This window comes from Oceaniradius stylonematis (assembly GCF_965223445.1).
GTDB classification, from domain to species: Bacteria; Pseudomonadota; Alphaproteobacteria; order Rhizobiales; family Rhizobiaceae; genus Roseitalea; species Roseitalea stylonematis.
This window is the reverse complement of record NZ_OZ244994.1, coordinates 395,206-408,199: the sequence shown is the minus strand read 5'-3', so window position 1 is coordinate 408,199 and position 12,994 is coordinate 395,206. Positions and strand designations below refer to the sequence as shown.

Below are 12,994 nucleotides of genomic sequence, written 5' to 3'. Positions count from 1 at the left end.
GGACGTGTCATGATTTGCCTGAAACGGAGGCACCGATGAGCGATATCTGGCCGACCGAGTTGCGCGTTTCGGCGGACAAGCGCCAGTTGACCGTCACCTTCGACAATGGCGCCAGGCACGCTCTGACCGCAGAGATGCTGCGTGTCATGTCGCCCTCGGCCGAGGTGCAGGGCCACAGCCCCGAACAGCGCAAGACGGTCGGCGGCAAGAAAGACGTCGGGATCATGAAGGTCGAGCCGGTGGGCAATTACGCGGTGCGCATCACCTTCGACGACATGCACGCGACCGGCATCTTCACCTGGAGCTACCTCAATGAGCTGGGCATCCAAAAGGACGAGAAATGGGCGGCCTATCTCGCCGAACTGGAACAAAAGGGGTTGAGTCGATGATGTTTCAGGCCATTGACGACATTGCCGCACTGGAGGCGCTGTACGGCACGCCCGGCGAAGCTTCGCTCGCCAAGGTGGCGACGCGGATCACGACCGAGTATCGCCGGCTCTTGGAAGCCTCGCCCTTTTTCACGCTCGCCAGCGTCGGGCCGGAGGGGCTCGATTGTTCGCCGCGCGGTGAAGCTGGTGGCGCGTTCACCATCCATGACGACAAGACGCTGATCATCCCCGACCGGCGCGGCAACAACCGCATCGACACGCTGCGCAACATCGTGCGCGATCCGCGCGTCGCCTTCTGCTTTCTCATTCCCGGCTCGAAGACGACGGTGCGGCTGAACGGCACCGCGATCGTGACGGCGGACGCCGATCTTCTGGCCTCGATGGAACGGGACGGCCAGCGGCCGCGCTCGGCCATCGTCGTCACGATCGGCGAAATCTACACCCAATGCGGCCGGGCGGTGATGCGTGCCGGCCTGTGGGACCCGGCACGCCATGTCGAGCCCGGCTCCATTCCGACGCCGGGCGATGTGCTGGCCGCGCAGACCGATGGCGGTATCGACGGCAGGGCCTATGACGAAGCCTGGCCCGACCGCGCCGCCAAGACGATGTGGTGAGCGCCTGCCGCGCTCAGCCCAGATTGAGTTCCTTGAAGAAGTCGTTGCCCTTGTCGTCGATGACGATGAAGGCGGGGAAGTCCTCGACCTCGATGCGCCAGATCGCCTCCATGCCGAGTTCGGGATATTCGACGACCTCGACCTTCTTGATGCAGTCCTGGGCGAGGCGGGCGGCCGGACCGCCGATCGAGCCGAGATAAAAGCCGCCATGGCGGGCGCAGGCCTCGCGCACCTGTCGCGACCGGTTGCCCTTGGCCAGCATCACCATCGAGCCGCCAAAGGACTGGAACTGGTCGACATAGGAATCCATCCGGCCCGCCGTGGTCGGTCCGAACGAACCCGAGGCAAAGCCTTCGGGCGTCTTGGCGGGGCCGGCATAATAGATCGGATGGTTCTTGAAATAGTCGGGCATCGGTTCGCCATTCTCGAGCCGCTCCCTGATCTTGGAGTGGGCGAGATCGCGCGCGACGATGATCGAGCCGGTCAGCGAAAGCCGAGTCTTGACAGGGTGTTGGCTGAGTTCCTTGAGAATCTGAGTCATGGGCCGGTCGAGGTCGATCTCGACCACCGCGCCGCCAAGTGCGCCTTCATCGACGTCTGGCATGTAATGGGCCGGATTGGTCTCGAGCTGCTCGAGAAAGACACCGTCGCGCGTGATCCGGCCGAGCGCCTGTCGGTCGGCCGAGCACGATACGCCCAGCCCGATCGGCAGCGAGGCGCCGTGGCGGGGCAGGCGGATGACGCGCACATCGTGGCAGAAATATTTGCCGCCGAATTGCGCGCCGACGCCCATCTGCTGGGTCAGCTTGTGGACCTCGGCTTCCATGGCGAGATCGCGGAAGGCGTGCGCATCTTCGGAGCCTTCGGTGGGCAGGCCATCCAGATAGCGGGTCGAGGCGAGCTTGACCGTCTTCAGGTTCATTTCGGCGCTGGTGCCGCCGATGACGATGGCCAGATGGTAGGGCGGGCAGGCGGCGGTGCCGAGCGTCAGGATCTTCTCTTTCAGGAAATCGATCATCCGGTCATGGGTCAGAAGCGACGGCGTGCCCTGATAAAGGAACGTCTTGTTGGCGGACCCGCCGCCCTTGGCGACGAACAGGAATTCGTAGGCTTCCTCGCCCTCCTGATAGATATCGACCTGGGCAGGCAGATTGTTGCGCGTGTTCTTTTCCTCGAACATCGACAGCGGGGCGAGCTGCGAATAGCGCAAATTCTTCTTTTCGTAGGCGTCGCGGACGCCCTGTCCGATCGCGTCCTCGTCGCCGCCGTCGGTCCAGACGCGCCGCCCCTTCTTGCCCATGATGATCGCAGTCCCGGTGTCCTGGCACATGGGCAGGATACCGCCGGCGGCGATGTTGGCGTTCTTCAGAAGATCGTAGGCGACGAACCGGTCGTTGTCGGTTGCCTCCGGGTCCTCGAGGATCGAGGCAAGCTGCTTGAGATGGCCGGGGCGCAGAAGGTGATTGATGTCGGAGAATGCCGCTTCGGAAAGCAGCCGAAGCGCTTCGGGCTCGACGACCAGCATGTCCTGCCCGCGGAAACTGTCGGTGCGAACATGCTCGCCGGTCAGCCGGCGGTAGGCGGTTTCGGTCTTGGCAAGGGGAAACAGCGCGCTCATGGGGGGCTCCGGTCTTTTTGGACGCTTCTAGCGAACGGGAGGCAAAGCGCAATCGAGGCTTTGGCCCAATCCGTTGTTCGGCAGCGATATTGCGGCGCGCATTGACGCCGCCGATGGACGTACCTCATAAAGATCGAAAACGGTGAGGGAGCCAGCGGCGCATGTCGCGACCGACAGTCCACGACATCGCGCAGACGGCAGGCGTGAGCCTTGCGACGGTGGATCGCGTGCTCAACAAGCGCCCCGGTGTGCGCGCAAAGACGATTTCGCGGGTCAACGACGCGATCGAACAGCTCGGCTATGTGCGCGACGTGGCGGCGGCGAACCTCGCCCGCCAGCGCACCTATGACTTCACCTGCATCCTGCCTGATGCGCCGACGGAGTTTCTGTCCGAATTGCGGGCCGCGATCTCCGAAAGCGCGGCGATGACTGCCATGGAGCGGATGCGGATCGCCGTTCGCACCTATCCGGCCGACGATACCCATGCGCTTGCCGACATGATGGGGGCTCTCGCCAAGGCGCCGCCGGACGGCCTTGCCCTGATGGCGCCGGAGACGCCGCGCGTGCGCGATGCGGTGCGGCGTGTGATGGCGGCCGGCACCAGCGTCGTGCCGGTGGTCGCCGACCTGCCGACGGCCGGCTGCGGGCACTTCGTCGGGATCAACAACGTCGCCGCAGGGCGCACCGCCGCAACATTGCTCGGCCGCTTCCTGCCGGTCGCGCCGGCATCGGTGCTGGTGATCGCCGGCTCGATGAGCGCGCGCGACCATGCCGAGCGGCGGCTGGGCTTCGATCAGGTCATGGCGGAACGCTTCGGCCATCTGCATGTGATGCCGACGCTCGAATGCCACGACCGGGGCGATCTTGTGACCGCGCAGGTTACGCGGCTTTTGTCCAAACACCCCGGCATTGGCGGCGTCTATTCGGCCGGCGCCGGCAATCACGGTCTGGTGCAGGCTCTCAACGCGGCCGGTGCCAGCGACCGCGTCACCGTCATCGCCCACGAATTGACGGACTGCACGCGCGCGGCCCTGACAGACGGGACGTTCGATGCGGTGATCGCACAAAATCCGGGTCACATCGTGCGTTCGGCGCTGCGCGTCCTGAAGGCGGATGTGGACGGGATGGAGACGATCCCGTCGCAGGAGCGCATCCGCACCGAGATCTTTCTCAGGGAGAATTTGCCCTGAAGCCGGGTGCTGCGCTTTGCGCCCTGTTTGATTCACCGATTGGGAGGAGAGACCATGAAGACCATCAAGGGCCCGGCGCTGTTCCTGGCACAGTTCGCCGGCGACGAGGCGCCGTTCAACTCATGGGACGCGATCACCAAATGGGCCGCCGATTGCGGCTACAAGGGTGTGCAGGTGCCGAGCTGGGACGGGCGCCTTTTCGACCTCGCAAAAGCGGCCGAAAGCAAGGATTATTGCGACGAGTTCAAGGGCAAGGGGGCGGAGAACGGCGTCGAGGTCACCGAACTGTCGACACATCTGCAGGGCCAGCTCGTCGCGGTTCATCCGGCCTATGACGCCGCGTTTGACGGGTTCGCCGACCCATCCGTGCACGGCAACCCCAAGGCGCGCCAGGAATGGGCGGTCGACCAGGTCATGAAGGCGATCACCGCCTCGCGGAACATGGGTATCGGCGCTCATGTGACCTTTTCGGGAGCGCTCGCCTGGCCCTATGTCTATCCCTGGCCGCAACGGCCGGCAGGACTGGTGGAAGCGGCCTTTGACGAGCTGGCCGGGCGGTGGCGCCCGATCCTCGACCACGCCGAGGAAAACGGCGTCGACATCTGTTACGAGATCCATCCGGGCGAGGATTTGCATGACGGGATCACGTTCGAGATGTTCCTGGAGCGCCTCGGCGGCCACGCGCGCTGCAACATGCTCTACGATCCGAGCCACTACGTGCTGCAGGCGCTCGACTATCTCGACAATATCGACATCTACCACGACCGCATCAAGATGTTCCACGTCAAGGATGCGGAACTGAACCCGACCGGCCGGCAAGGGGTCTATGGCGGCTACCAGTCCTGGGTGGATCGGGCAGGGCGGTTCCGCTCGCTGGGCGACGGGCAGGTCGATTTCGGCGCGGTCTTCTCCAAGCTGACCCAATACGACTTCGACGGCTGGGCCGTCGTCGAGTGGGAATGCGCGCTCAAGCATCCCGAGGACGGCGCGCGCGAGGGCGCGGCCTTCGTCGATGCGCATATCATCCGCGTGACCGAGCATGCATTCGACGATTTTGCCGGCGCCGGCACGGACGATGCCGCAAACCGCAAGATGCTGGGCATCGACCGATGAAGATCGGCTTCAACCTGCTGCTCTGGACGACCCACGTCACCGATGCGGACACGGTCGTGCTCGAGCAGCTCAAGGCGGCCGGCTATGACGGGGTCGAGGTGCCGGTGTTCGAGGGCGACGAGGCGCATTACGCCGCCCTGGGGTCCCGGCTGGATGGTCTGGGGCTCGACCGCACAGCGGTCGCCATCGTGCAGGACGAGGCGCGCAATCCGATCAGCGGAGATCGTGCATGCCGTCGGGCCGGGGTCGACTATCTGAAATGGCTGGTCGACTGTTCGGCCGCGCTTGGCGCCGAGGTTCTGTGCGGTCCGTTCTACCAGCCGCTGGGCGTCTTCAGCGGATCGGGACCGACGGATGCCGAGTGGGATCGCATCGTTGCGGCACACACCGAAATGGCGGCCCATGCCGCCGGCTCGGGCCTGACGATCGCAGTTGAGCCGCTGAACCGGTTTGAGTGCTACGCGCTGAATACGGCGGAGCGGGCGGCGGCGCTGGCCCGGGCCGTCGGGTCGGACAATTACGGCTATCTCTACGACACGTTCCACGCCAACATCGAGGAAAAGGACCCGGTCGGTGTCATCGCGGAGACGGCCGGGCAGATGGCCCATGTCCATATTTCCGAGAACGATCGCGGCACACCGGGCCGGGGGCATATCGATTTCCAGGCGACGTTCGATGCCCTGCGACGGGCCGGTTACGACGGCTGGCTGACGGTCGAGGCGTTCGGCCATGCGCTGCCCGACATCGCCGCGGCGACCAAGGTCTGGCGCCCGCTGTTCGACAGCGAAGCGCAGGTCTTCACCGAAGCGATCGCGCTTGTCAGGGGTGGCTGGATGGCGTCAGAAGCCCACGCATAGGGGAGGAAGAAATGGCAATAGAAGGCAGGAACGACATTGCGGGACGGCCGATCCGGCTGGGCATGGTCGGCGGCGGGCGCGACGCGTTCATCGGCGCTGTGCACCGGATCGCCAGCCGGATCGACGGCCACTATCAGCTCGTTGCCGGCGCGTTCAGTTCGACGGCGGAAAAATCGAAGGCATCGGGCCGCGATCTCGGCCTGCCGGACGACCGCATCTATGGCGACTTCATCGAGATGGCAAAGCGCGAGGCGCGGCTGAAGACCGGCATCGATGCGGTTGCCATCGTCACGCCCAACCACATGCACTATCCGGTGGCGCGCGAGTTCCTCAAGCGCGGTATCCATGTCATCTGCGACAAGCCGCTCACCTCGACCCTGCCGGACGCCAAGCGGCTGGTGAAGCTGGCCGAGAGTTCGGACGCGCTGTTCATCCTGACGCACAATTACACCGGCTATCCGATGATCCGGCAGGCGCGCGAGATGATCGCCAATGGCGAAATCGGCCGCATCCGGCTTGTACAGGCCGAGTATCCGCAGGACTGGCTGACCGAACCGCTCGAGGCTGCAGGCATGAAGCAGGCGGCCTGGCGCACCGATCCCGCGCGGTCGGGCGCGGGCGGGTCGACCGGCGACATCGGCACCCATGCGCTCAATCTGGCGCAGTTCGTCACGGGGCTTCAGGTGGAGGCGTTGGCCGCCGATCTCGACACGTTCGTCGAAGGCAGGCGCGTGGACGACAATGCCCATGTGCTGTTGCGGTTTGCCGGAGGCGCCAAGGGCATGCTGTGGTCGAGCCAGGTGGCGCCGGGTAACGAAAACGCCCTCAAGCTGCGGGTCTATGGCGACAAGGGCGGGCTCGAATGGCGGCAGGAGGACCCCAACTATCTCTGGTTCACGCCGCTCGGTGAGCCCAAGCGCCTCATCACGCGCAATGGCGCCGGGGCCGGGGAAGCTGCGGGCCGGATGAGCCGTGTGCCGCCGGGCCATCCCGAAGGCTATCTTGAAGGCTTTGCCAACATCTACACCGAGGCTGCGGCGGCGATCCGCGCCGTGAGCGCCGGCGAACCGGTGCCCGACGATGTGGTCTATCCGACCGCGCATGACGGGCTGATCGGCGTTGCCTTCGTCGATGCGTGCGTGCGTTCGTCACAACGCAACACGGCTTGGGTCAAGCTTGCAATCTGACCGTTACTGACCGGCCGGCGATGAACTTTTTTGTCGCCGGCACAAATTGGGACTCGACATGAGGTGCGTACCTCATTTAGGCTTTTGGTCGAAGTTCGGCGCTTGGGAGGGCCCGTCCGGTTCGCGTTCAGCCGCCGCAGTCCGCTTCATCAGGGAGGAAATCGATGATCAAACGTGCATTGTTGATGGCAACCGCCATGTCGACCGCCGGCCTCATGGGGGCCAACGCGGCCCAGGCCGAAGAATTGACCCTGTGCTGGGCGGCATGGGACCCGGCCAACGCGCTGGTGGAACTGTCCAAGGAGTTCGAGGCCGAGAGCGGTCACACCATGAATTTCGAGTTCGTGCCGTGGCCGAACTTCGCCGACCGGATGCTCAACGAGCTCAATTCGGGCGGCAAGCTGTGCGACCTTCTGATCGGCGACAGCCAGTGGATCGGCGGTGGCGCCGAGAACGGCCATTACGTCAAGCTCAACGACTTCTTCGATGCCGAAGGCATCTCGATGGACGATTTCGCCCCGGCGACCGTCTATGCCTATTCGACCTGGCCGAAGGGTTCGCCGAACTATTACGCGCTGCCGGCGATGGGCGATGCGAACGGCTGGTTCTACCGCAAGGACTGGTTCGAGAACGAGGACATCCGCGCGGCCTATATGGAAGAGACCGGCCAGGAGTTGCGTGAGCCGCAGTCGCAGATGGAGCTCATGCAGATCGCCAAGTTCTTTCAAGAGCGCGAGATCGATGGCCAGACACGCTACGGTGTTTCCATCTTCACCGAGCGCGGGTCGGAAGGCATCACCATGGGCGCCACCGGCGCGCTTTACGCCTGGGGCTTCAAGTACGAGAACGAGCCCGGCAGCTACGACATGGCGGGCGCGGTGAATTCGCCCGAAGCGGTCGAGGCGCTTGAGTTCTACAAGGAGCTCTACGAGTGCTGCACGCCGCCCGGATATACGGACGCCTACATGGAGCAGTCGCTCGACGCCTTCAAGTCAGGTCAGGTGGCGATGGCGATGAACTGGTTCGCCTTCTTCCCCGGCCTTTATGCGGATCCGAACACGGGCGGCGACAAGATCGACTTCTTCGTCAACCCGCCGCAGAACGTGGCCGCCTCGACGCTGGGCGGGCAGGGCATCTCGGTCGTCGCCTATTCGGACAAGCAGGATGCGGCGCTCGAATACATCAAGTGGTTCGCACAGCCCGAGGTGCAGGCCAAATGGTGGGAGCTGGGCGGCTATTCGGCCCACAATTCGGTGCTGCAGGGCGACGGCTTTGAGGAAAGCGCGCCGTTTGCCGGTGACTTCCTGGTGGCGATGGACGGCGTTCAGGACTTCTGGCAGGAGCCTGCCTATGCCGAACTCCTGCTGGCGATGCAGAAGCGCCTGCATGACTACATCGTTGCCGATCAGGGAACGGCCCAGGAAGCGCTCGACAAGCTGATCGAGGACTGGACCGAAGTCTTCGAGGACGAAGGCAAGCTCTGACAGTGATCGGCGCCCCGGCCGAAAACGGCCGGGGCGTTGCCCCTTGGAAATTTTGCATTCATGATCGTGCCCATGGCACGAGCGGGAGGCTTGTGGCCGCATGACGGACACCGCCATCGACAAAATCGCCCAGCGCACGCCGGCCCGGGTCGCACGCAAGGTGCGCGGCCTGTCGGACCGGGCGATCGCGTGGCTGTTCGTCGGGCCGACCATCTTTCTGCTGCTGGCGATCAACATCTTCCCGCTGATCTGGACGATCTATCTGTCGTTCACCAATTTCCGCGCCAACCGGCCGAACCGCGAGGTCGAATGGGTGGGCCTGCGCAACTATGAGCGCATCCTGACAGACAGCGACATCTGGCTGAACATGCAGGCGACCGCACACTTCCTGTTCTGGACAATCGTCTTCCAGGTGCTGATCGGCTTTGCGCTGGCCTATCTGATCAACAAGAAGTTTCGCGGCAACGATCTGTGGACGACGATCATCGTCCTGCCGATGATGTTGTCGCCGGCCGTCGTCGGCAATTTCTGGACCTTCCTCTACCAGCCGCAAATCGGACTTTTCAATTACATCGTCGCCTTCTTCATCGGCGCCGACCCGTCCTCGTTCGAGATGATCGGCTCGGTGACGCTGGCGCCCTGGTCGATCGTGATCGTCGACACGTGGATGTGGACGCCGTTCGTCATGCTGATCTGCCTGGCCGGCCTGAGATCCATCCCCGACTACATCTACGAGGCCGCCGAGATCGACCGGGCGTCGAAATGGCGCCAGTTCTGGACGATCACCGTGCCGATGGTGCTGCCGTTCCTGATGCTGGCCGTGCTGTTCCGTGGCATCGAGAACTTCAAGATGTTCGACTTGGTCGTGCAACTGACGGGCGGCGGGCCGGGCAGCATCACCGAACTGGCTTCGATCAATCTCAAGCGCGAAGCGTTCGAGAAATGGCGCACCGGCTATTCGTCGGCCTATGCCATCATCCTGTTCGTGACCGTGTTCGGCCTGGCCTCGATTTATGTGAAGGCCCTCAACAAGGTGAAGGAACGATGAGCGCCCATTCGGTCAACGAGCCGTCGGGCCGGCAGAAATGGATCGCCGGCACGCTTGTCATCGCCTATGCGCTGATCACGATGATCCCGCTCGTCTGGATCGTCGCCACCGGCTTCAAGAGCCCGGCGGACGCGATCTCCTACCCGCCCAAGGTGCTCTTCGAGCCGACGCTGGAAGGCTATGTGAACCTCTTCACCACGCGCACGCGCCAGACCGAGGACTATCTGGCCGCAAATCCGCCGCAGACTTGGTACGAGGAGATCGTCCGGCAGTACGACATGGTGATCGTCGGCCCGTCACGCTACGGCGAACGGTTCCTCAACTCGATCATCATCGGCTTCGGCTCGACCTTCCTGAGCATCTTTCTGGGCGTTCTGGCAGCCTACGCCTTTTCGCGCTTTCGAATACCGCTGAAGGACGATCTTCTGTTCTTCATCCTGTCGACGCGGATGATGCCGCCGATCGCGGTGGCGATCCCGATCTTCCTGATGTACCGCCAGCTTGGCCTGTCGGACACCCATCTGGGCATGATCCTGCTCTATACGGCGGTCAACATTTCGCTGGCGGTCTGGCTGCTGAAGGGGTTCATCGACGAGATCCCGCGCGAATATGAGGAAGCGGCACTGATCGACGGCTACACGCGCTTTCAGGCCTTCTACAAGGTGGTGCTGCCGCAGGCGACGACCGGGATCGTGGCGACGGCGATCTTCTGCCTGATCTTTTCATGGAATGAATACGCGTTTGCCGTGCTGCTGACCTCGGGCACCGCGCAGACCGCGCCGCCCTTCATCCCGACGATCATTGGCGTGGGCGGGCAGGACTGGCCGGCGGTGGCCGCAGGCGCGACCTTGTTCCTCTTGCCCGTGATGATCTTCACGGTTGCCCTGCGCAAGCATCTGTTGCGCGGCATCACCTTCGGCGCGGTGCGCAAATGAACGGCTTTTTCACCGGTCTGGCCCGTTTTCGCCGGGGGCCATGGGAGATGGTGGCGACGATCCTGATCGCGCTCGGCGTTCTGATGCTGATGCAGCCCTTTGCAATCGGCTTCTTCACCTATTCGTTCATCGTGACGCTGATCGGCACGGTGATGTTCATCATCGTCAGCCATTTTCCGGAGTGAAGGTCATTCATCCATGAGCCCGATTGATTTGGTTAGAGACGATTTGCTGCGAGACGAGGCGCAAAGGCGCCGGAAGTGTGGTGCACTTTCAAGCCTTTGGAACGCTGTATCGGGGCAAATCGTCCTTATCCTTCGGACGGCGAAATGGCTGCGCGCTGCGGCGTCGCCGCTCTCGACCGGGCGGCCGGCCCGCTCATCGAACGGTTCCTGGCATCCCTTTGCCATTTCTGCCGCCAAATCCGATCGCGTTCATGGATGGATGACCTGACGTTGGCCGAGATCGTCATCAAAGACCTGCGCAAGGAGTTCGGTGATTTCACTGCCGTGCAATCATCGTCCTTCACCATTGCCGATGGCGAATTCTTCATGCTGCTCGGCCCGTCCGGCTGCGGCAAGACGACGACGCTGCGCATGATCGCCGGGCTCGAACTGCCCACATCGGGCGAAATCTACATTGGCGGCGAGGAAGTCGGCCAGAAGCCGGCCAGTCAGCGCGACATCGCTTTCGTCTTCCAGATGTTCGCGCTCTACCCGCACATGAATGTGCGCCGAAACATCATCTATCCGCTGGTCAGCCAGGGAATGCCGCGCGCGCAGATCAACCGCAAGCTGGACGAAGTCGCGCGCATTCTGGGCATCGAGAGCATTCTCGACCGGCCTGTCGGCGGGCTTTCGGGCGGCGACCGCCAGCGCGTGGCGCTCGGCCGGGCAATCGTCCGCGATCCCAAGGCCTTCATGATGGATGAGCCGCTGGGCGCGCTCGATGCCGAGTTCCGCGAGCGGATGGCCGAGGAATTGCGGGCGCTGCACGACCGGATGGGCGCGACGACGGTCTATGTCACGCATGATCAATTGGAAGCCATGCAGATGGGCGACAAGATCGTCGTGATGAACCATGGCGTCGTCGAGCAGTTCGGCACGCCACAGGAAATCTACGACAAGCCGGCGACCATGTTCGTTGCCGATTTCATCGGATCGCCATCGATGAATTTCCTGCGTTTCGATGGCACGGTCACCGAAGGCGCATCGAGAGTTACGCTGAACGGCGCCGATTTCGCCGTTCCTGTGCAGCATGAGGCGGCCGCCGGAGACTTGGTGCTCGGCGTCAGGCCCGAGCACGTGGTCCTTTCGGACAGCGCCTCCTATCGCGGCGAGGTTCGTGCGGCGGAATATCTGGGCACCACGCAGATCGTCACGCTCGATACACCCAATGGCGAGGTCAAGGCGCGCACGGGCGCGGCGCATGCGATCCGGCCGGGCGAGACGGTGGGTCTCGATTTCCTGCCGCAGACGCTGACATTGTTCGACGACACGACCGGCCGGGCGCTTGCCTCGGACCTCAATGCGGGAGCGTTCGGCCATGGCTGAAGTCGTTCTGCGTGATGTCACGAAGGTTTTCGGCCACACGATCGGCGTGGATGGCATCGATCTCGACGTGCCCGACGGTGCGTTCGTCGTCTTGCTCGGTCCGACGGGTGCCGGCAAGACCACGACGCTGCGGCTGATCGCAGGTCTCGAAAGGCCCGACCGCGGCGAGATCACGATCGGCGGCCGATCCGTTGTCGGCGAAACGCCGGCACAGCGCGACGTCGCCATGGTGTTCCAGCAATATTCGCTCTACCCGCACATGACCGTGCGCGAAAACCTTGCCTTTCCGCTCAAATCGCCGATCCTGAACACCTCTCCGGCCGAGATCGAGCGCAAGGTCGCCGAAGTGGCCGAGGTGCTCCAGATCCCGCACAAGCTCGACAACAAGGCGACGCAGCTTTCCGGCGGCGAGATGCAGCGCGTCTCCATCGGGCGCGCACTCGTACGCGATCCGGCGATCTATCTGATGGACGAACCGCTGTCCTCGCTCGATGCCAAGCTGCGCTCGGAGCTGAGGATCGAACTCAAGCGCATTCAGGCCGATCTGGGGGCGACGCTGCTCTATGTCACGCACGATCAGATCGAGGCGATGACGATGGCGACGCATATCGGCGTGCTCGACGAAGGGCGGCTCGTGCAGTTCGGGCCGCCGCGCGAGATCTACGAAAACCCGGTGAGCGAATATGTGGCGACGCGCCTTGGCCTGCCGCGCATCAATCTCTTGCCGGCAGGGCTGTTCGGCGGCGCGCCGTCCGGTGCCGCCCATATCGGCTTGCGGCCCGAGCATATCTCGCTGAACGGCGAAGGCGGCAAATCGGGCACCGTGACACGGGTCGAGCATCTGGGTGACCAGACGCGGGTGCATCTTGAGGTCGAAGGGCATGTGCTGACGACGCTCGCCGACGCCCATTCGACGCTCGATCACGGTGACCGCGTCGCGGTGACGCCGCACGAACCGCTCTTTTTCGATGCGGCGGGCAACCGGGTAGTGTGAGGGAGGCACGCC

13 protein-coding genes are annotated in these 12,994 nt (G+C 63.7%); 12 read left to right on the top strand and 1 reads right to left on the bottom strand.

Features of this window, described 5'->3' with window-relative positions; all coding sequences use genetic code 11:
* The first annotated feature begins 35 nt into the window (after positions 1-35).
* Both ACOQOU_RS02120 and ACOQOU_RS02115 read left to right on the top strand, forming a co-directional pair.
* Positions 36-389: a DUF971 domain-containing protein gene (locus ACOQOU_RS02120; RefSeq protein ID WP_306025841.1), complete on the top strand. Its 354-nt coding sequence runs from the start codon at positions 36-38 to the stop codon at positions 387-389.
* Positions 386-1,003 carry a pyridoxamine 5'-phosphate oxidase family protein gene (locus ACOQOU_RS02115; RefSeq protein ID WP_420578826.1) on the top strand — a complete coding sequence of 206 codons (618 nt, stop codon included), beginning with the start codon at positions 386-388 and terminating at the stop codon, positions 1,001-1,003. The genes ACOQOU_RS02120 and ACOQOU_RS02115 overlap by 4 nt, the downstream gene beginning before the upstream one ends.
* A gap of 13 nt (positions 1,004-1,016) precedes the next feature.
* Here the strand turns inward: ACOQOU_RS02115 and ACOQOU_RS02110 are convergent, their stop codons facing one another.
* Positions 1,017-2,621, bottom strand: a complete 1,605-nt coding sequence (locus ACOQOU_RS02110) for a fumarate hydratase (RefSeq protein WP_306025839.1) — start codon at positions 2,619-2,621, stop codon at positions 1,017-1,019.
* 161 nt (positions 2,622-2,782) lie between these two features.
* Here ACOQOU_RS02110 and ACOQOU_RS02105 point away from each other — a divergent pair, with 161 nt between their 5' ends.
* The 10 genes from ACOQOU_RS02105 (at position 2,783) to ACOQOU_RS02060 (ending at position 12,982) form a co-directional block, all read left to right on the top strand.
* On the top strand, positions 2,783-3,811 hold the full coding sequence (locus tag ACOQOU_RS02105) for a LacI family DNA-binding transcriptional regulator (RefSeq protein WP_109768132.1): 1,029 nt from the start codon (positions 2,783-2,785) through the stop codon (positions 3,809-3,811).
* Between the two features lie 54 nt (positions 3,812-3,865).
* Complete coding sequence (locus ACOQOU_RS02100) at positions 3,866-4,924, top strand: sugar phosphate isomerase/epimerase family protein (protein WP_306025838.1); 1,059 nt, start codon at positions 3,866-3,868, stop codon at positions 4,922-4,924.
* On the top strand, positions 4,921-5,781 hold the full coding sequence (locus ACOQOU_RS02095) for a sugar phosphate isomerase/epimerase family protein (protein ID WP_306025837.1): 861 nt from the start codon (positions 4,921-4,923) through the stop codon (positions 5,779-5,781). The genes ACOQOU_RS02100 and ACOQOU_RS02095 overlap by 4 nt, the downstream gene beginning before the upstream one ends.
* Before the next feature lie 11 nt (positions 5,782-5,792).
* Positions 5,793-6,968, top strand: coding sequence for a Gfo/Idh/MocA family protein (locus tag ACOQOU_RS02090; RefSeq protein WP_306025836.1), 1,176 nt, complete (start codon positions 5,793-5,795; stop codon positions 6,966-6,968).
* A 164-nt stretch (positions 6,969-7,132) separates the two neighbouring features.
* The gene (locus ACOQOU_RS02085; RefSeq protein ID WP_109768128.1) at positions 7,133-8,452 is read left to right on the top strand and encodes an ABC transporter substrate-binding protein; all 1,320 of its coding nucleotides are present in this window, start codon (positions 7,133-7,135) and stop codon (positions 8,450-8,452) included.
* A gap of 100 nt (positions 8,453-8,552) precedes the next feature.
* Positions 8,553-9,500, top strand: coding sequence for a carbohydrate ABC transporter permease (locus ACOQOU_RS02080; protein WP_306025835.1), 948 nt, complete (start codon positions 8,553-8,555; stop codon positions 9,498-9,500).
* Positions 9,497-10,435, top strand: a complete 939-nt coding sequence (locus ACOQOU_RS02075; RefSeq protein WP_306025834.1) for a carbohydrate ABC transporter permease — start codon at positions 9,497-9,499, stop codon at positions 10,433-10,435. The genes ACOQOU_RS02080 and ACOQOU_RS02075 overlap by 4 nt, the downstream gene beginning before the upstream one ends.
* Positions 10,432-10,620, top strand: coding sequence for a hypothetical protein (locus ACOQOU_RS02070; protein WP_109768125.1), 189 nt, complete (start codon positions 10,432-10,434; stop codon positions 10,618-10,620). Before ACOQOU_RS02075 ends, ACOQOU_RS02070 begins: the two co-directional genes overlap by 4 nt.
* Positions 10,621-10,890: 270 nt before the next feature.
* Positions 10,891-11,988: an ABC transporter ATP-binding protein gene (locus ACOQOU_RS02065; RefSeq protein ID WP_306025954.1), complete on the top strand. Its 1,098-nt coding sequence runs from the start codon at positions 10,891-10,893 to the stop codon at positions 11,986-11,988.
* Complete coding sequence (locus ACOQOU_RS02060) at positions 11,981-12,982, top strand: ABC transporter ATP-binding protein (RefSeq protein ID WP_109768124.1); 1,002 nt, start codon at positions 11,981-11,983, stop codon at positions 12,980-12,982. The genes ACOQOU_RS02065 and ACOQOU_RS02060 overlap by 8 nt, the downstream gene beginning before the upstream one ends.
* The last annotated feature ends 12 nt before the right edge of the window (positions 12,983-12,994 follow it).

Bases quoted from the DNA above. Each gene is read 5' to 3' on its own strand.
- ACOQOU_RS02115 (WP_420578826.1), top strand. From the start codon at position 386: ATGATGTTTCAGGCCATTGACGACATTGCCGCACTGGAGGCGCTGTAC.
- ACOQOU_RS02085 (WP_109768128.1), top strand. From the start codon at position 7,133: ATGATCAAACGTGCATTGTTGATGGCAACCGCCATGTCGACCGCCGGC.
- ACOQOU_RS02075 (WP_306025834.1), top strand. From the start codon at position 9,497: ATGAGCGCCCATTCGGTCAACGAGCCGTCGGGCCGGCAGAAATGGATC.
- ACOQOU_RS02120 (WP_306025841.1), top strand. From the start codon at position 36: ATGAGCGATATCTGGCCGACCGAGTTGCGCGTTTCGGCGGACAAGCGC.
- ACOQOU_RS02060 (WP_109768124.1), top strand. From the start codon at position 11,981: ATGGCTGAAGTCGTTCTGCGTGATGTCACGAAGGTTTTCGGCCACACG.
- ACOQOU_RS02110 (WP_306025839.1), bottom strand. From the start codon at position 2,621: ATGAGCGCGCTGTTTCCCCTTGCCAAGACCGAAACCGCCTACCGCCGG.
- ACOQOU_RS02070 (WP_109768125.1), top strand. From the start codon at position 10,432: ATGAACGGCTTTTTCACCGGTCTGGCCCGTTTTCGCCGGGGGCCATGG.
- ACOQOU_RS02095 (WP_306025837.1), top strand. From the start codon at position 4,921: ATGAAGATCGGCTTCAACCTGCTGCTCTGGACGACCCACGTCACCGAT.
- ACOQOU_RS02100 (WP_306025838.1), top strand. From the start codon at position 3,866: ATGAAGACCATCAAGGGCCCGGCGCTGTTCCTGGCACAGTTCGCCGGC.
- ACOQOU_RS02105 (WP_109768132.1), top strand. From the start codon at position 2,783: ATGTCGCGACCGACAGTCCACGACATCGCGCAGACGGCAGGCGTGAGC.
- ACOQOU_RS02090 (WP_306025836.1), top strand. From the start codon at position 5,793: ATGGCAATAGAAGGCAGGAACGACATTGCGGGACGGCCGATCCGGCTG.
- ACOQOU_RS02080 (WP_306025835.1), top strand. From the start codon at position 8,553: ATGACGGACACCGCCATCGACAAAATCGCCCAGCGCACGCCGGCCCGG.